Raw genomic sequence first — 17,674 nt, 5'->3', positions numbered from 1 at the left:
CTTATCCGCGATGAACCTTTTAAATTGTTTAGTTCTTAACGTTTTATTTCAGCTTTTCTAGATCCGCTTCGATCTCGGCGATTTTGCTCGAAACCACTTTTTCCAGATGACGAAGATCGGACAGAATCTTCTGCTTCACGTCCACTTCTGCGGTTTTTACCGGTTTAGTTATCTTGTTTAATTCGTCGATGACTAGAGTTAAGTTACGATTGATTTCAGTAATTTCTTTGTACTTATGGCTGCCGCTGTCGACCAAGACGTTCTTTACTTGGCGTGGATATTTGAATTTAACGCTTTTGGCAAAGAATTCGCCTTTTTGTTTGTGGAAGTAAATTTTGAGGACGTCTTTGTGTGCTTCTTGGCGTAGGGAGTAACGTTCAATTTGTTTTGGTTCGTGGATACCCAAACCAGTGAGGTGGGGATACATAGGCTACCTCTGTCTCATAACTAGAATAAGTTTTCCGTATAACTGTAGCAGCCCATTTATGAGCTAGATAGCTGATATTTAGTCAAATTGCTCAACTTGTGGGCAAGATCGCTCTGGTTCTTACCCACGGTTTTATTGCTTAATCGTTTTTACACAGAAACAGAATCGGACAACTTTTCAATCAGCTTCTCGCGCAATTCGTCTTGTTGTTCATCACTCAGACGACCACCAGCATCACTTGTGAGGATAAACAAATCTTCTGCACGTTCTCCAATTGTGGTGATCTTAGCGGCGTGTAAGTTAATGCCTAAGTCTGCAAACGTACGCCCCACTTTGGCGAGAAGCCCAGGCGTATCAAGTGCCACTAACTCCATTAAAGTGCGTTTCTTGCTCTTAGTTGGTAGGAAGTCGACCTTGGTTTTGACGTTAAAGTGCTGAAGTTTATTTGGTGTACGACGTGTTTTGATTTTTGTCGGACGACCATCTTCCAATACGTGAGTAATGTGCTTGGTGACAGCGCCATGACGACCTTCTTCAATTGCTTTACCGTGTTGATCTAGCACCATAAAGGTATCGAGTACATAGCCATCTTTACTGGTCATGATCTGCGCGTCATGAACGTTAAAATTACGACGATCGAGCTCTGCAACCACCGTCGCGAATAGGGCTGGTTGGTCTGGGCAGTAGACGAACACTTCGGTACCACCACGCGTGGCTTTTTTGCTGATCAGAACCAGTGGTTTACTTGCGTCTTCCATACGCAGCAAGTTCTCACAATGCCAAGCAATTTGTTTATGGGTATGACGCAAAAAGTAGTCAGCTTTAAAGCGCTGCCAAAGCACCTCGATCTCGCGTGCCGAGAAACCCTCTTTACGCAGTAGCGCTGACGCCATTTGCTGGTTGTGGCGTATACGTTCACGAACATCCACAGGGTTCTCCAAGCCGCGACGCAACGCGCGCTGAGTTGAGTAGAACAATTCAGCGAGCAGGGTACGCTTCCAGCTATTCCAAAGCTCTGGGTTAGTCGCACAGATATCGGCAACAGTCAGGCATACGAGGTACTCAAGATACTCTTCATCACGTACTTGTTTCGCAAACTCAGTGATGACGTCTGGATCGTATATATCGCGTCGCTGAGCGGTCACGGACATCAATAGGTGATGTCTCACTAGCCAACTTACCAATTTCGCTTCAGGTTTAGATAGGCCGTGCTCAATACAAAAATCATACGCTTCACCTTCACCAATAATGGAGTGATCGCCACCACGCCCTTTACCGATATCATGGAAAATCGCGGCCAGAATCAGCAATTCTTTCTTTTGAATACGAGGGTAAACTTCACAACAAATCGGGTGCTTGCTGTGGTTTTCTGCGTAGCTAAAAGTATTGATGTGTTTGAGTAGGCGAATGCTGTGTTCATCCACGGTATAAACATGGAACAAATCAAATTGCATCTGACCGACAATTTGGCTCCATTGCGGAAGATACGCCGCCAGTACACCAAGTTTGTGCATCAGACTGAACGCCTTATGCAGCGCATTTGGATGACGACACAGCGCCATAAACTTTTCACGCGCTTCAGGAATAGTGTGCAAGAATTTGTTTAAGCGACGACGCGCAGTACGCAACTGACGCAACGTAGGAGGGCTCACGCCTTCGATGCTCGAATCATTGGCGATGTGCAGGAACATATCCAAAATGGTTTCAGGACGAGCTTGGAACAGCGCGGGTTTGCGAGCCTCGATCAGTGAACCACGGCGTTGGAAATCCTCATCAATGATTTCGGCATCTGCAGAGGCGCCACCGTTGATGATCGCTTGATCAAACAGCTTGAGAAGCATTTTATTAAGCTCTGCTACACGTCTAAGCGTACGGTAGAACTCTTTCATCATCATTTCGACGCCGCGGTTACCTTCGCCGACATAGCCCAAATGTTCAGCCACTTGTGCTTGATGTCCGAACGTTAAACGGTTGTCATAACGGCGTAGTTCAATATGCAGAGCAAAACGGACTCGCCATAAGAAATCCTGACACTCAACCAACTCACGGTATTCTGCGTCGGTAAGAAAGCCATAGCGGCTCATTTCCAGCAATGAAGTCGCACCAAAGTGACGACGTGCTACCCAACTTAAAGTGTGAATATCCCGTAGACCGCCTGGGGTTGACTTGATGTCAGGTTCAAGGTTGTAGGTGGTGTCATGGTAACGAGCATGGCGCTCACGTTGCTCTTGAATCTTGGCGCGGTAAAAGGTTTCACTTGGCCAGAAAGAGTCGGATAGCACCACTTTCTTCAACGCTTGGAAAGTGTCTTCACTACCACACAACAAACGAGCTTCCTGTAGGTTGGTTGCAACAGTTAAATCCGCTCGGCCAATTTCCGCACATTCAGCAACAGTTCGAACGGCATGACCGACTTCGAGGCGCAAATCCCAAAGTAGGGTAATGAATTCACTGATTTTAGCTTCAAGGGCGTTCGGTAATTTGTTGTTCGACAAAATCAAAATGTCGATATCAGAAAGGGGGTGTAACTCACCACGGCCATAACCACCTACTGCAACCAGCGATATATTATGGATGTCTTTGAAGCCAAAGTGTTGCCACAAACGGTTGAGGAGTAAGTCCATGTACTCAGCGCGTGACAACACCAAATTGGTGACCGGATGGTGGTTAAGAAATTCTTGTTTTTGGAATGAACTGAATTTTTCGAGTTCTTGCTTAAGTTCAGCGATGTTGATCTGTTCATCGGTAAACGAAAGAGGGGACTGAAGAGTCATATTTGCTATCCGTGCAACTTGCTACTGTAAGCAATCTAACAAATTTGAAGCAGATAAAAAATATCCCCGCATGGGCGGGGATAAGGAAAGTGATATCCGATTACGCGTTTTTCATTAAACGAGGAATCGTGTCGTCGCTACGAAGCGTCAGCACTTCACAACCGTCTTTCGTCACCACAATGGTGTGTTCCCACTGTGCCGAGTTTTTACCATCGCCAGTGTATACCGTCCAATCATCCTGTGCGTCGACTGTACAGCCAAACTTACCTGCGTTGATCATTGGCTCGATAGTAAAACACATGCCTTCTTTTAGTACGCGACGGTCTTTGTTCTTGTAGTGAACCACTTGTGGCTCTTCGTGGAACTCATCACCGATGCCGTGACCGCAGAAGTCTTTCACGATAGAGAACTTGTTGCGTGGGTTGTTCTTGTTGTTCTCTTTGATGTACTTCTCGATTGCTGTACCGATATCACCAACTGTTGCTCCAGGCTTAACTTGACGCATACCAATGTACAGAGACTCTTGAGCAACCATACACAAACGTTTGTTTGCTGGAGATACATCACCAACTAGGAACATCTTAGAAGTGTCGCCGTGGTAGCCTTGTGGACGAACGCTTAGATCTGCGTTTTCATCGTTAGGCACGATAACCGTGATATCAACGTTAATGATGTCACCATCTTTAAGTACCGCTGGCTTCATTTGGCCATTTGCACCTTTTTCATCTTCTGTCGCAGGGATGCCGTGACAAACGATGTGGTTGATTGACGTACAGATTGATTTAGGGAATCCATGGTAATCAAGCGGTGCAGAGTAAGCGCCTCGCTCTAGAGCGTAATCGTGACAGATTTTGTTTAATTCTTCTGTCGTCACACCCGCCTTGATGTGCGGTTCGATCATTTCTAGAGTGTCTGCGGCTAGCTTGCCCGCAATACGCATGCGTTCGATTTCTTCAGCAGTTTTAATCTTGATTGACATTGGCTTTCTCTACTTATTCGTAAGCACGTAAACGTGCGAATGCGCGCATTCTATCAGACAACCCTTGCTTAACCCAAGCCAGTTAAGAATATGAGTCATTCTTACTTAAAGTGTAGTGATGGAATTTGGTGAAGAGTAGGGTGGTCATGCAATGGGGGTAACGAAGTGTAAGAAACAATTTTTACTAGCCATCTTGGGCTAAAATATGGTATAAAGCGCGCCGGAATCGAGGACTGTTCTCTTTACTTTTCATTAGAAGAGTAGCGAAGCAAGCTTCTTCCAATTAACTTTTATCTTTAAATCACACACATTCCGTCACATGTTCCGGGGTGCTGAGCAGAAGCTTGGTCGGAATTATGGGGGATGTGGAGGCCTAACCCCATAGAGGATTTTAAAATGGCAACTGTATCAATGCGCGATATGCTGAAAGCTGGTGTTCACTTCGGTCACCAAACTCGTTACTGGAACCCAAAAATGAAGCCATTCATCTTTGGTGCTCGTAACCGCGTTCACATCATCAACCTAGAAAAAACTGTACCAATGTTCAACGAAGCTCTAGCTGAACTAGCTAAAGTTGGCGAGAAGAAAGGTAAAGTTCTATTCGTAGGTACTAAGCGCGCTGCATCTGAAGCTGTTAAAGAAGCTGCAATCGCAAGCAACCAATACTACGTTAACAACCGTTGGTTGGGCGGCATGCTAACGAACTACAAAACAGTTCGTCAGTCTATCAAGCGTCTAAAAGATTTCGAAGCACAAGCACAAGACGGTACTTTCGAAAAACTAACTAAGAAAGAAGCTCTAATGCGTACTCGTGAAATGGAGAAGCTAGAGAAATCTCTTGGTGGTATCAAAGATATGGGCGGTCTACCAGACGCTCTATTCGTAATCGACGCTGATCACGAGCACATTGCAATTAAAGAAGCTAACAACCTAGGTATTCCAGTATACGCTGTGGTAGATACTAACTCTAACCCAGACGGCGTTGACTACATCATCCCAGGTAACGACGACGCGATCCGCGCAGTTCAACTATACCTAAACGCTGCTGCATCTGCAGTAACTGAAGGCCGCAACAAAGACGTTGCAGTAGTTGCTGAAAAAGACGGTTTCGTAGAAGCTGAATAATAGCGGCTCTGCGTCACACTTAGTCTATGTGAAACCTTGTTGTAGCATAGACTGAGTTATAGTTAGCAATGGGGGCCGACAATGTAGGCCCCTGTTTTTTACCTTATTTCGAATCAAACGAGGAATAGAGAATGGCAACTGTAACTGCTGCTCTAGTTAAAGAACTTCGCGAGCGCACTGGCGCTGGCATGATGGAATGTAAGAAAGCGCTTGTAGAAGCAAACGCTGACATCGAACTAGCAATTGAAAACATGCGTAAATCTGGCGCAGCGAAAGCAGCTAAAAAAGCTGGTAACGTTGCAGCTGAAGGCGCAATCATCATCAAAGAAGAAAACGGCGTAGCTGTTCTTCTTGAAGTTAACTGCCAAACTGACTTCGTTGCTAAAGACGGTAACTTCACTGCATTCGCAGAAAAAGTAGCACTTGACGCTCTAGCGACTAAAGCTACTGCTGAAGAGCTAGTTGCTAAATTTGAAGAAGAGCGCGTAGCTCTAGTTGCTAAAATCGGCGAAAACATCAACATCCGTCGCGTTGCTTACGTACAAGGTACTGCAATCGCTTCTTACCGTCACGGTGAGAAAATCGGTGTAGTTGTTGCTGGTGAAGGCGACGCTGAAACTCTTAAGCACGTTGCTATGCACGTTGCTGCTTCTAAGCCTGAGTTCGTTAACCCAGAAGACGTACCAGCTGACGTAGTTGCTAAAGAGAAAGAAGTTCAAGTTGAAATCGCTATGAACGAAGGCAAGCCTCAAGAGATCGCTGAGAAGATGGTTATCGGCCGCATGAAGAAATTCACTGGCGAAATCTCTCTTACTGGTCAAGCTTTCATCATGGAACCTAAGAAAACTGTAGGTGAAATGCTGAAAGAAAAAGGTGCATCTGTATCTACTTTCGTTCGTCTAGAAGTAGGTGAAGGCATCGAAAAAGCTGCAGAAATGAGCTTTGCTGAAGAAGTTGCTGCGGTACAAAAAGGTTAATCCTTAGCGTATAGAGCAAATATTAGACCGTAGCCTAGGCTGCGGTCTTTTTACGAAAAGAGCGGCAAATCTTAGCCGTGATGAATAGCTATAAGTTTTCTTGTGTCTATTCGTGACTGTTAATCAACAACTCTCTTTTGGAAGGTAAACTCCATGACTACGAACCCTAAACCAGCGTATCAACGTATTCTATTAAAACTGAGTGGTGAAGCTCTTCAAGGCGAAGAAGGTTTCGGTATTGACCCTGCGGTTCTTGACCGTATGGCTCAAGAAGTTAAGGAGCTGGTTGAACTGGGTGTTCAAGTTGGTGTGGTAATCGGTGGTGGTAACCTATTCCGTGGTGCTGGTCTGGCTGAAGCGGGCATGAACCGCGTTGTGGGTGACCACATGGGTATGCTAGCAACAGTAATGAACGGTCTAGCAATGCGTGACGCACTTCACCGCGCATACGTAAATGCTCGCGTAATGTCTGCAATTCCTCTAAAAGGTGTGTGTGACGATTACAATTGGGCAGACGCTATCCGCGAACTTCGCCAAGGCCGTGTAGTAATCTTCTCGGCAGGTACAGGTAACCCATTCTTCACAACAGATTCAGCAGCTTGTCTACGTGGTATCGAAATCGAAGCTGACGTAGTTCTAAAAGCGACAAAAGTTGATGGTGTATTTACTGCTGACCCAGTAGCAAACCCAGACGCAGAGCTGTATGATAAGCTATCTTACACTGAAATTCTGGATAAAGAATTGAAAGTGATGGACTTGGCTGCGTTCACACTTGCTCGTGACCACAAAATGCCAATCCGCGTATTTAACATGAATAAGCCAGGCGCACTACGTCGCGTGGTAATGGGCGAAGCTGAAGGCACGTTGATCTGCGCTGACGCGTAAATCTCAGCGCTATTCAACAAGAGACATTGGATGGCGTTTTGCTTTGCTTAAGCCCTTTAAGCTTTCTTCATGAAAGATGACATTTTTAAGGTGAAACCGTGATTAACGAAATCAATAAAGACGCGCAAGAGCGCATGGACAAAAGCGTTGAAGCGCTAAAGAACAACCTTTCTAAAGTTCGTACTGGCCGCGCGCACCCAAGCCTACTATCTGGCATCTCTGTAGAATACTACGGCGCAGCTACTCCTCTTAACCAAATCGCTAACGTTGTTGCTGAAGACGCTCGTACTCTAGCAATCACAGTTTTCGACAAAGAACTAACTCAAAAAGTTGAAAAAGCGATCATGATGTCTGACCTTGGCCTAAACCCAATGTCTGCTGGCACAATCATCCGCGTTCCACTTCCACCGCTAACAGAAGAGCGTCGTAAAGACCTAGTTAAGATCGTTCGTGGTGAAGCTGAAGGCGCACGTGTTGCTGTTCGTAACATCCGTCGTGACGCAAACAGCGACCTAAAAGGTCTTCTAAAAGATAAAGAAATCTCTGAAGACGAAGATCGTAAAGCACAAGACGAAATTCAAAAATTGACTGACGTAGCAGTTAAGAAGATCGACGACGTTCTTGCTGCAAAAGAAAAAGAGTTGATGGAAGTTTAATACTCCCATCCACATCACTGTTGGAAAACGCTGTGCTCACAGCTCAGCGTTTTTTTGTGTTAGTCTATCCAACTGATGGAACTCAATTAACTCCCTATGCAAAATTCTCAAGCCTTCTCTGATTCCCTTCCTAAACATATTGCCATCATTATGGACGGTAATGGTCGTTGGGCTAAGTCCAAAGGAAAGCCTCGTGTATTCGGTCATAAAAAGGGCGTAAACGCCGTTCGTAAGACCGTTGCAGCTGCTTCCAAGCTTGGTATCAAAGCCATGACTTTGTTCGCTTTCAGCAGCGAAAACTGGCGTCGTCCAGAAGAAGAAGTCGGCCTTTTAATGGAGCTATTCATTTCTGTCTTATCGAGTGAAGTGAAAAAGCTGCACAAAAACAACTTACGCCTACGTGTCATTGGCGATACCAGCCGTTTTAGTGAACGCTTACAAGGTAAAATTCTTGAAGCGGAAGCTCTAACTGCCGGCAACACGGGGATGGTGATTAACATTGCAGCCAACTATGGTGGCAAGTGGGACATCACAGAGGCGGCCAAATCGTTAGCGTTAAAAGCGCGTAACGGTGAGATCCGTGTAGAGGATATCAATGAGCAGTTGATTACCCAGCATCTGACTATGGCTGATCTACCAGAAGTCGATCTATTGATTCGTACTAGTGGTGAGTGTCGCATCAGTAACTTCATGCTGTGGCAAATGGCTTATGCTGAAATGTACTTTACTCCTGAGTACTGGCCTGAATTCGATGAAGACAGCTTAGTAGAGGCTGTGACTTGGTTTATCAACCGAGAGCGTCGTTTTGGTTGTACTGGTGAACAAGTGAAGGCATTGATGGCTGCTCAATAAGGACTAGTTAGTTTGAAACAGAGAATAATAACAGCACTAATTTTAGCTCCCCTGGTTATTTTAGGTATTTTTAAGTTACCACTAATGGGCTTTATCATCGCATTGACCGCGATAACCCTATTAGGTTTTTGGGAGTGGACTCAGTTTACAGAAAGCAAATCTCGCATTGCTGCCCTTGTTCCGGCTGCCGTTGTTACCGGACTTAGTTTTCTATTCATTTCGCCTGATGCAGCAAGCCTTAACCAACTGGCAGCTCTGCATTACACCGTTTTAGCACTCGGTTTTGCTTGGTGGATTATCGCAAGTGGAATGGCAATTACTTATCCTAAAACCACTAATTTTTGGCAAAGTAGTAAAGTGTTGCGCCATGTATTTGGTTTCCTTACGTTGATCCCTTTCTTATGGAGTGTGATCATTCTTAGGGCTTCTGATTTTGCAGTAGATCCATACCACGGCGCAAAACTTGTGCTGTATGTTTGCTTCTTGGTATGGGCTGCTGATAGTGGTGCTTACTTTGCTGGTAAAAGCATGGGTAAGCGCAAAATGGCGCCTCATGTGAGCCCAAACAAGACGATAGAAGGCTTGATTGGCGGCATTATCGCAGCATTGATTGTTGGCTGGTTGTTCGCCGGTTGGTTTGATATCCAATTTACTAGTCCAATTCACATGGTGGTCATCACATTGGTTACTGTCGTGATTTCTGTGCTTGGTGATTTGGTTGAAAGCATGTTCAAACGTGTGTCAGGCATCAAAGACAGCAGCAACATCATTCCAGGTCACGGCGGTATCCTAGATCGTGTCGATAGCCTTACCGCTGCATTCCCAGTATTTGCTCTTCTTTACTACGTATTCTAATTTAATCGGGAGCGGCATCGTCGCTCCTGAGTTTTTCTAACGGTCTTACATCATGCAAAAGTTAACGATTCTTGGTGCAACAGGCTCAATCGGTGCAAGCACACTAAAAGTGGTTGAACAAAATCCTGAGCTGTTTTCTATCGTCGCATTAGCGGCCAGCACTAACGTTGAAAAGATGGTCGCACTTTGCCGCAAATGGCAACCAAAATACGCTGTTATGGCGGATAAGGCTGCGGCAGTGGCATTAAGCGCTGAGCTAGCTTCAATCTCGCCAAAGACTGAAGTATTAGGTGGTGTTGATGCACTTTGTCATGTTTCTGCACTGGAAGAAGTAGATAGCGTAATGGCGGCAATAGTGGGTGCTGCAGGTCTGTTGCCAACAATGGCAGCGGTAAAAGCGGGCAAGCGTGTGCTACTGGCAAACAAAGAAGCACTTGTGATGTCTGGTCAACTGTTCATTGACGCAGTTGAAGAACATGGCGCAGAGTTACTTCCTGTAGACAGTGAGCACAATGCGATTTTCCAGTGCCTACCACAACAAGTTCAAACTAATCTAGGCCGTTGCAACTTAGAAGAGCATGGCATTTCCTCGATCCTGCTGACTGGTTCTGGTGGTCCATTCCGCTATACCGACATTGCAGAGTTAGATCAAGTGACGCCAGCACAAGCGATTGCTCATCCTAACTGGTCAATGGGGCCAAAAATCTCGGTTGATTCTGCAACCATGATGAACAAAGGCCTTGAGTACATTGAAGCAAAATGGCTATTTAACGCCGCTCGTGAACAACTGAAAGTGATCATTCACCCTCAGTCTGTCATTCATTCCATGGTTCAATACCGCGATGGTTCTGTACTGGCGCAAATGGGAGAGCCAGATATGGCAACCCCGATTGCATTAACCATGTCATATCCATCCCGTGTGGATGCGGGAGTGAAACCGTTAGATTTTACTCAAGTAGGTGAATTGACATTCCTTCAGCCAGATTTTGCACGCTATCCGTGTTTGAAGCTGGCTATCGATGCGTGCTACGAAGGCCAACATGCCACAACGGCTCTGAATGCAGCGAACGAAATTGCCGTTGATGCTTTCCTAAATAATCGACTTGGTTTCACAGATATCGCTCGCATCAATGAGTCAGTTTTGAACAAAATAACTGCAAGCCATAAAAGTGAGAATGTGAATAGCTTGGAAAGCTTGATAGAGCTAGATAGAATGGCACGAACTATCGCCTTAGAATTTTTACGCGAGCGTAGCTAATGACTGGTATTTTGTGGAATTTGGTTTCTTTTATCGTTGCATTGGGCATCTTGGTGGCTGTGCACGAGTTTGGTCACTTTTGGGTTGCTCGCCGTTGTGGTGTCAAGGTTGAGAAATTCTCAATCGGTTTTGGTAAGTCTATCTGGAGCAAGGTAGGCAAAGATGGCACTGAGTACAGCATTTCAATGATCCCATTGGGTGGCTACGTCAAAATGGTGGATAGCCGTGTTGATGAAGTACCTGAAAACGAAAAGCACATGGCGTTTGATCAAAAGCCGTTGTGGAAGCGCACATCAATTGTTGCGGCGGGTCCTATTTTCAACTTCCTGTTCGCGATCGTTGCGTATTGGTTAGTTTTCCTGATTGGTGTGCCAGCGGTTAAACCTGTAATTGGTGAAGTTACGCCCAATTCAATCGTTGCTCAGGCAGGAATTGAAACAGGGATGGAACTAAAATCTATCTCAGGTATCAAAACTCCGGATTGGGAATCAGTCAACATGGGTTTAATCTCTCATATTGGCGATGATTCAATGACAGTGACCTTAACTTCATCGAATGAAGTGGGCTCTGAAGTGACCAAAACCCTTGATATCCGTGATTGGAAATTTGATCCCGAAACTCAATCAGCAATGCATTCACTTGGCTTTACGCCGTTCACTCCAGAGATATATACGGAGTTAGCGCAAGTAAGTGAAGGCGCTGCGGGTGAAAAGGCGGGTTTACTGGCTGGTGACAAGATTGTCGCGATTAACGGCAAAAAGATTTCTAACTGGAATGAAGTGGTTGAAGCCATTCGTTCTAACCCAGAAACGCCAATTGACCTGACGGTGTTACGTCAGGGTGATGAGCAATCATTGACGTTGACTCCAGGTCGCCGTGAGCTAGCTAACAAACAAGTGGTTGGTTTTGCGGGTATCGCACCTGAAGTCGCAGAATGGCCAGAAAGTTATCGCTTCGAATTACAGTTTGGTGTATTCGAGTCTATTGGCAAAGCGATTGACAAAACTGGTCAAGTTATTGGACTTACAATCAGCATGCTTAAGAAACTGATTGTAGGTGATGTTGGTCTGAACAATCTGAGTGGGCCAATTTCAATCGCCAAAGGAGCAGGGGCGACGGCAGACTACGGTCTGGTTTACTTTTTAGGTTTTCTCGCACTAATTAGTGTTAACCTAGGTATTATCAACCTCGTTCCTTTACCAATGTTGGATGGTGGTCATTTGCTATTTTTTGCAATCGAAGCCGTTATCCGACGCCCAGTACCTGAAAAGGTACAGGAAATGGGTTATCGAATTGGTGGTGCGATTATCTTCTCGCTCATGGCGTTAGCGCTATTTAATGATTTTACTCGTCTGTGATAGTTCAGAGACAAAAGCAGTAGCAAGGAATAATTAGAACAAGTATGGCGATTAAGCGAATTCTGTTTGCAAGTTTACTGGCGACCAGTGTATCTGCAAACGGAGCACAGAACTTTGTAGTTCAAGATATTGAGATCGATGGATTGCAACGTGTGGCACTGGGTGCTGCGTTGCTGAAGATGCCTGTACGTGTCGGCGATACTGTTGACCAAGGCGATGTTGCTGAGATCATTCGTGCACTGTACGCATCGGGTAACTTTGAAGATGTAAAAGTACTGCGCAACGGTGATGTGTTGGTTGTTCAAGTGAAAGAGCGCCCAACGATTGCTAGCATCTCATTCTCAGGCAACAAAGCAATCAAGGATGAGCAGCTACAAGAAAACCTGAACGCTTCTGGTGTTCGCGAAGGTGAAGCGCTTGACCGTACTACGCTAAGCAACATCGAAAAAGGTTTGGAAGACTTTTACTACAGCGTTGGTAAATACAACGCGACCGTAAAAGCGGTTGTTACTCCATTGCCTCGTAACCGTTCCGATCTGAAATTTGTCTTCACCGAAGGTGTATCGGCAAAAATTCAGCAAATCAACTTTATCGGCAATGAAGTCTTTTCTGATGAAGACCTTCTTTCTCGTTTCAACCTAAACGTAGACGTGCCATGGTGGAACTTCCTAGCGGACGAAAAATACCAAAAGCAAGTACTTGCTGGTGATATCGAAGCGCTGAAGTCTTATTACCTTGACCGCGGTTATCTGAAATTTAACGTTGATTCGACACAAGTGGCGATTTCTCCTGACAAAAAAGGCGTATACATTACGCTTGGTCTTGAAGAAGGCGACGTGTACACCGTGAAGGACGTGAAATTCCGTGGTGATTTGATCGGTGAAGAAGCAACGTTCGAAAAGCTCGTTCCATTTGAAGACAACGAGACGTACAACGGTTCTCGTGTGACTTCGATGGAAGAAGGTATCAAACGTGTGCTTGGTGAATCTGGTTACGCTTACCCGCAAGTTAACACCATTCCTGAGTTCGACGACGAAAACAAACAAGTATCACTTGTTGTGAACGTAGAACCAGGCAACCGCATCTACGTACGCGATATTCGTTTCACGGGTAACAACTCTACGAAAGACGAAGTACTGCGTCGTGAGATGCGTCAGATGGAAGGCAGCTGGTTAAACTCGAAATCGATTGAAACGGGTAAAACGCGTCTAAACCGTCTGGGTTACTTCGAAAACGTAGAAGTACAAACTGTACGTGTACCTGGCAGCGATGACCAAGTAGACCTAGTTTACTCAGTTAAAGAGGCAAACTCAGGCAGCGTTAACTTTGGTGTCGGCTACGGTACTGAATCAGGCGTCAGCTTCCAAGTTGGTCTACAACAAGACAACTTTATCGGTAGTGGTAACCGCGTTGGTATTAACGCGATGATGAACGACTACCAGAAAAACGTGAGTTTGGACTACCGCGACCCTTACTGGAACCTAGATGGTGTAAGTTTGGGTGGTAAGATCTTCTATGACGAGTTTGAAGCATCTGAAGCGGGTATCGTTGACTATACCAACCAAAGTTACGGTGCAAGTTTGACATGGGGTTTCCCATTCGACGAATTGAACCGTTTTGAGTTTGGTGTTGGTTATACCCACAACAAGATCGGTAACTTGTCGCCTTACTTACAGGTAGAACAGTTCCTACAAGCGCAAGCAGACAATATCGACTCTAGCGGCGCATTGAATACAAACGATTTTGACTTCAACATCTCATGGACACGTAACAACCTAAACCGTGGCTACTTCCCAACAGCGGGTAACCACCAACGTGCATTCTATAAGATGACCGTACCTGGCTCTGACGTTCAATACTTCAAGATGCAGTATGATGTTCGTCAATACGTGCCACTGACTAAGAAGCATGAATTCACGCTCTTGTTCCGTGGTCGTCTAGGTTATGGTAACGGTTATGGTCAAACGGATGGTAACGATAACTTGTTCCCATTCTACGAAAACTACTACGCAGGTGGTTTTACAACACTACGTGGTTTCGGCTCTAACTCTGTAGGTCCAAAAGCGGTTTACCGTGATTACTCAGGCTCAAATAACGGTGCGGACACCGCAACAGATGATTCTGTTGGTGGTAACGCGGTAGCGCTGGCGAGTATCGAGTTGATCGTACCAACACCATTTGCTTCGGATGAAGTTCGTAACCAGATTCGTACCAGTATCTTCTTCGATATGGCGAGTATTTGGGATACCGAATTTGATTACCGTAGCTCAGGTGCTGAATACGGCGACCGTTACTACTACGATTACTCAGATCCAACCAACTACCGTTCATCTTACGGTGCGGCGTTGCAATGGATGTCTCCTATGGGGCCACTAGTCTTCTCACTAGCGAAACCAATTAAGAAATATGATGGCGACGATGAAGAGTTCTTCACGTTCACTATCGGTAGAACCTTCTAAAGAGGAAAATATTTTGAATAAAATGATCAAAGCGGCTGGGATTGGCCTTCTTGTACTTAGCTCTTCAATGTTTGCAAACGCGGCTGAAGCTGCTCAGAAAATTGCTTACGTAAACACGGCTCAGGTTTTCCAATCTCTTCCTCAGCGCGAAGTGGTTCTACAAAAAATGCAGAAAGACTTCAAGAGCAAGGCAGACGAGCTGAAGTCTATCCAAGCAAAAGCGAAGACTAAGATTGAAAAGCTACAGCGTGATGGCCAACTTCTAGGCCAAGACGAAGTTGAAAAGCTACGTATCGACATCGCTAAACTAGACAGCGAGTACAAAGTAAAAGCTCAAGCTCTAGAGAAAGCAAGCGCACGTCGTGAAGCTGAAGAAAAAGCGAAGCTATTCAAAACGATTCAAGATGCTGTGAAGAAAGTAGCAACGAAGAAAGGTTACGATATGGTAATCGATATTTCTTCTCTTCAGTACGGTAAGCCAGAATACAACATCTCTGAAGACGTAATTAAAGCTCTAAAATAAGAAGTTATGAAGACATTAACATTAGCCGAGTTGGCGACAATTACCGGGGGAGAGCTGTTTGGTGACGAGTCACTCGTCGTAAGCCGTGTAGCTCCAATGGATAAAGCACAAGAAGGTGACGTTACCTTTTTGTCTAACCCAAAATACGCAAAGCACCTTGCTGAATGTCTCGCAACAGTCGTGATGGTGAAGGAAGAGCACAAAGAGCAGTGTACAGGCAATGCGCTTGTTGTCACTGATCCTTATGTAGCTTTTGCTCGTGTGGTTCAAGCTATGGATACCACACCGAAGCCTGCTGAAGACATTGCACCTAGTGCCGTGATTGCAGCAGACGTGAAGATGGGTGCAAACGTAGCAGTCGGTGCAAATGCAGTGATTGAAACGGGTGTAGAGCTTGGCGACAACGTTATTGTTGGTGCGGGCTGTTTTATCGGTAAAAACGCAAAGTTAGGCAACAACACCAAGCTTTGGGCTAATGTTACTATCTATCATGAAGTGTCACTTGGCGATGACTGTCTGGTTCAATCTGGCACAGTCATCGGCTCAGACGGTTTCGGTTACGCGAACGATAAAGGCGAGTGGATCAAAATTCCTCAGCTTGGTTCAGTGCGCATCGGTAATCGTGTTGAGATTGGTGCATGTACCACGATTGACCGTGGTGCGCTTGAAGACACCATCATTGAAGACAACGTGATTCTTGATAACCAGCTTCAAATCGCTCATAACGTGCAGATCGGATATGGTACCGTGATGCCAGGTGGTACTATTGTCGCTGGCAGTACCAAAATTGGTAAATACTGCCAGATCGGCGGCGCGTCGGTTCTTAACGGACATATTACGATTGCAGATGGCGTAGCTATCACCGGTATGGGCATGGTTATGCGCAGTATCGAAGAGAAAGGCTTGTATTCGTCAGGTATTCCACTGCAAACGAACCGAGAGTGGCGTAAGACGGCAACTCGAGTTCATCGCATTGACGATATGAACAAACGCCTGAAAGCTGTTGAGAAGCAGCTGGAACCGAAAGAAGAATCTTAGTTCCATAATTCTGAACAAAGACTCGCGAAATGCGGGTCTTTTTCTTCTATAATGACGCGCTATAAGTAGATTTATCACCAAGCTGGTATACACTTTGCAGGCATTTCCTGATTAAGTGGCTTTTGCCGCTGCCTTGCCATCTTGGTTGTTGAGTATTGATATAGGAAGACGACTTTGACTACTGAAAAGAAAACGATGAACATCTCTGAAATTCAAGAGCTACTACCTCATCGCTACCCATTCTTATTGATCGACCGAGTGATTGACTTCCAAGAAGAGAAGTACCTTCACGCGATTAAAAACGTGTCGGTTAACGAACCTCAGTTCACAGGTCACTTTCCACAATTGCCAGTCTTCCCAGGTGTTCTTATTCTGGAAGCGATGGCGCAGGCGACAGGCTTACTTGCATTTAAATCATTTGGTGCGCCAACTGAAAATGAGCTGTACTACTTCGCAAGTGTTGACGGTGCAAAATTCCGTAAACCAGTAGTACCAGGCGACCAAATGATTATTGAAGTAGAATTTTTGAAAGAGCGTCGCGGCATTGCTGCATTCAAAGGTGTAGCGAAGGTTGACGGCGAAGTAGTATGTTCAGCAGAGCTGAAGTGTGCTCGTCGAGAGTTTTAATATGATTCATGAAACCGCTAAAATCCACCCAGCTGCGGTGGTAGAAGAAGGCGCGAAAATTGGCGCTAACGTGACTGTTGGTCCATTCACTTACATCACCTCAACGGTAGAGATCGGTGAAGGTACGGAAGTGATGTCTCACGTAGTGATCAAAGGTCACACCACAATTGGTAAAGACAACCGCATTTTCCCACATGCTGTCATTGGTGAAGAGAACCAAGATAAGAAGTACGGTGGCGAAGATACAACAGTGGTTATCGGTGACCGCAACGTGATTCGTGAAGCGGTTCAGGTTCATCGTGGCACTGTCCAAGATAAAGCAACCACTGTGATTGGTGATGATAACTTGCTGTGTGTTAACGCGCACATTGCTCACGATGTTATCGTTGGTAACCATACTCACATTGGCAACAACGCGATTCTTGGCGGTCACGTAACGGTTGATGACCATGCCGGCGTTATGGCACTTTCTGCGATTCACCCATTCTGTACGGTAGGTGCTTACGCTTACGTTGGCGGCTGTTCTGCGGTTGTTCAGGATGTACCAGCTTACGTACTTGCACAAGGTAACCATGCGACACCATTTGGTTTGAACTTGGTTGGTTTGAAGCGTAACGGTTTTGAAAAACCAGAAATTCGTGCATTGCAAAAAGCGTACAAAGAGCTTTACCGCTCAGGTAAAACGCTAGAAGAAGTGAAGCCGATCCTTGCTGAAATGGCAAAAGAGTGGCCAGCAGTAAAACGTTTCTCAGACATTCTGGAAACAACGGAACGTGGCATCATTCGTTAATTTACGAATGTGCGGTTAATGAGAAAAGATCGCGCCCAATTGGGCTGCGGTCTTTTTGTGTTTTATGGATAGGGTAAAATAGCAAGATCCT

At 45.4% G+C, this 17,674-nt stretch carries 16 protein-coding genes; 13 read left to right on the top strand and 3 right to left on the bottom strand.

Going from position 1 to position 17,674, the window contains the following annotated elements:
- Positions 1-43 precede the first annotated feature (43 nt).
- The 3 genes from BCT11_RS26930 to map all read right to left on the bottom strand — a co-directional run bounded on the left by BCT11_RS26930 (position 44) and on the right by map (position 4,180).
- Entirely contained in the window at positions 44-427 is a 384-nt protein-coding gene (locus tag BCT11_RS26930) for a DUF3461 family protein (RefSeq protein WP_038864687.1), read from the bottom strand.
- 149 nt (positions 428-576) lie between these two features.
- Positions 577-3,201, bottom strand: coding sequence for a bifunctional uridylyltransferase/uridylyl-removing protein GlnD (gene glnD, locus BCT11_RS26925; RefSeq protein ID WP_102389871.1), 2,625 nt, complete (start codon positions 3,199-3,201; stop codon positions 577-579).
- Positions 3,202-3,301: 100 nt separating this feature from the next.
- Complete coding sequence (map, locus tag BCT11_RS26920) at positions 3,302-4,180, bottom strand: type I methionyl aminopeptidase (protein ID WP_038864689.1); 879 nt, start codon at positions 4,178-4,180, stop codon at positions 3,302-3,304.
- Between the two features lie 396 nt (positions 4,181-4,576).
- Between map and rpsB the strand changes: the two genes are divergently transcribed.
- The 13 genes from rpsB to lpxA all read left to right on the top strand — a co-directional run bounded on the left by rpsB (position 4,577) and on the right by lpxA (position 17,583).
- A complete protein-coding gene (gene rpsB, locus BCT11_RS26915) occupies positions 4,577-5,305 on the top strand; it encodes a 30S ribosomal protein S2 (RefSeq protein ID WP_041853288.1) in 729 nt (242 codons plus the stop codon).
- A gap of 131 nt (positions 5,306-5,436) precedes the next feature.
- Positions 5,437-6,282 (top strand): translation elongation factor Ts, encoded by an 846-nt coding sequence (gene tsf, locus BCT11_RS26910; RefSeq protein ID WP_102389869.1) that lies wholly within the window; start codon positions 5,437-5,439, stop codon positions 6,280-6,282.
- Positions 6,283-6,435: 153 nt separating this feature from the next.
- The gene (gene pyrH, locus BCT11_RS26905; RefSeq protein WP_005436777.1) at positions 6,436-7,167 is read left to right on the top strand and encodes a UMP kinase; all 732 of its coding nucleotides are present in this window, start codon (positions 6,436-6,438) and stop codon (positions 7,165-7,167) included.
- A gap of 98 nt (positions 7,168-7,265) precedes the next feature.
- A complete protein-coding gene (gene frr, locus BCT11_RS26900) occupies positions 7,266-7,823 on the top strand; it encodes a ribosome recycling factor (RefSeq protein ID WP_038864693.1) in 558 nt (185 codons plus the stop codon).
- Positions 7,824-7,919: 96 nt separating this feature from the next.
- Positions 7,920-8,675, top strand: coding sequence for an isoprenyl transferase (locus tag BCT11_RS26895; protein WP_038864695.1), 756 nt, complete (start codon positions 7,920-7,922; stop codon positions 8,673-8,675).
- Positions 8,676-8,687: 12 nt separating this feature from the next.
- The gene (locus tag BCT11_RS26890) at positions 8,688-9,530 is read left to right on the top strand and encodes a phosphatidate cytidylyltransferase (protein ID WP_102389867.1); all 843 of its coding nucleotides are present in this window, start codon (positions 8,688-8,690) and stop codon (positions 9,528-9,530) included.
- A gap of 52 nt (positions 9,531-9,582) precedes the next feature.
- Positions 9,583-10,788: a 1-deoxy-D-xylulose-5-phosphate reductoisomerase gene (gene ispC, locus BCT11_RS26885; protein ID WP_102389866.1), complete on the top strand. Its 1,206-nt coding sequence runs from the start codon at positions 9,583-9,585 to the stop codon at positions 10,786-10,788.
- Positions 10,788-12,146, top strand: a complete 1,359-nt coding sequence (gene rseP / locus BCT11_RS26880; RefSeq protein WP_039976966.1) for a sigma E protease regulator RseP — start codon at positions 10,788-10,790, stop codon at positions 12,144-12,146. Before ispC ends, rseP begins: the two co-directional genes overlap by 1 nt.
- A 44-nt stretch (positions 12,147-12,190) precedes the next feature.
- Positions 12,191-14,605: an outer membrane protein assembly factor BamA gene (bamA, locus tag BCT11_RS26875; protein ID WP_038864709.1), complete on the top strand. Its 2,415-nt coding sequence runs from the start codon at positions 12,191-12,193 to the stop codon at positions 14,603-14,605.
- A 13-nt stretch (positions 14,606-14,618) separates the two neighbouring features.
- Positions 14,619-15,128, top strand: coding sequence for an OmpH family outer membrane protein (locus BCT11_RS26870; RefSeq protein WP_038864801.1), 510 nt, complete (start codon positions 14,619-14,621; stop codon positions 15,126-15,128).
- Positions 15,129-15,134: 6 nt separating this feature from the next.
- Positions 15,135-16,166: a UDP-3-O-(3-hydroxymyristoyl)glucosamine N-acyltransferase gene (gene lpxD / locus BCT11_RS26865; protein WP_038879155.1), complete on the top strand. Its 1,032-nt coding sequence runs from the start codon at positions 15,135-15,137 to the stop codon at positions 16,164-16,166.
- 174 nt (positions 16,167-16,340) lie between these two features.
- Positions 16,341-16,793 carry a 3-hydroxyacyl-ACP dehydratase FabZ gene (gene fabZ, locus BCT11_RS26860; protein ID WP_009707417.1) on the top strand — a complete coding sequence of 151 codons (453 nt, stop codon included), beginning with the start codon at positions 16,341-16,343 and terminating at the stop codon, positions 16,791-16,793.
- A 1-nt stretch (position 16,794) separates the two neighbouring features.
- Entirely contained in the window at positions 16,795-17,583 is a 789-nt protein-coding gene (gene lpxA, locus BCT11_RS26855; RefSeq protein ID WP_042600053.1) for an acyl-ACP--UDP-N-acetylglucosamine O-acyltransferase, read from the top strand.
- Positions 17,584-17,674 lie beyond the last annotated feature (91 nt).

This window comes from Vibrio sp. 10N.222.52.B12 (genome assembly GCF_002875385.1).
GTDB classification, from domain to species: domain Bacteria; phylum Pseudomonadota; class Gammaproteobacteria; order Enterobacterales; family Vibrionaceae; genus Vibrio; species Vibrio jasicida.
Note: the sequence above shows the minus strand (reverse complement) of the source record. Positions and strands in the feature narration are given on the sequence as shown.

Excerpts from the sequence above, each read along its gene's own strand:
- BCT11_RS26930 (WP_038864687.1), bottom strand. The coding sequence starts at position 427 with ATGTATCCCCACCTCACTGGTTTGGGTATCCACGAACCAAAACAAATT.
- glnD (WP_102389871.1), bottom strand. The coding sequence starts at position 3,201 with ATGACTCTTCAGTCCCCTCTTTCGTTTACCGATGAACAGATCAACATC.
- map (WP_038864689.1), bottom strand. The coding sequence starts at position 4,180 with ATGTCAATCAAGATTAAAACTGCTGAAGAAATCGAACGCATGCGTATT.
- rpsB (WP_041853288.1), top strand. The coding sequence starts at position 4,577 with ATGGCAACTGTATCAATGCGCGATATGCTGAAAGCTGGTGTTCACTTC.
- tsf (WP_102389869.1), top strand. The coding sequence starts at position 5,437 with ATGGCAACTGTAACTGCTGCTCTAGTTAAAGAACTTCGCGAGCGCACT.
- pyrH (WP_005436777.1), top strand. The coding sequence starts at position 6,436 with ATGACTACGAACCCTAAACCAGCGTATCAACGTATTCTATTAAAACTG.
- BCT11_RS26895 (WP_038864695.1), top strand. The coding sequence starts at position 7,920 with ATGCAAAATTCTCAAGCCTTCTCTGATTCCCTTCCTAAACATATTGCC.
- ispC (WP_102389866.1), top strand. The coding sequence starts at position 9,583 with ATGCAAAAGTTAACGATTCTTGGTGCAACAGGCTCAATCGGTGCAAGC.
- rseP (WP_039976966.1), top strand. The coding sequence starts at position 10,788 with ATGACTGGTATTTTGTGGAATTTGGTTTCTTTTATCGTTGCATTGGGC.
- bamA (WP_038864709.1), top strand. The coding sequence starts at position 12,191 with ATGGCGATTAAGCGAATTCTGTTTGCAAGTTTACTGGCGACCAGTGTA.
- lpxD (WP_038879155.1), top strand. The coding sequence starts at position 15,135 with ATGAAGACATTAACATTAGCCGAGTTGGCGACAATTACCGGGGGAGAG.
- lpxA (WP_042600053.1), top strand. The coding sequence starts at position 16,795 with ATGATTCATGAAACCGCTAAAATCCACCCAGCTGCGGTGGTAGAAGAA.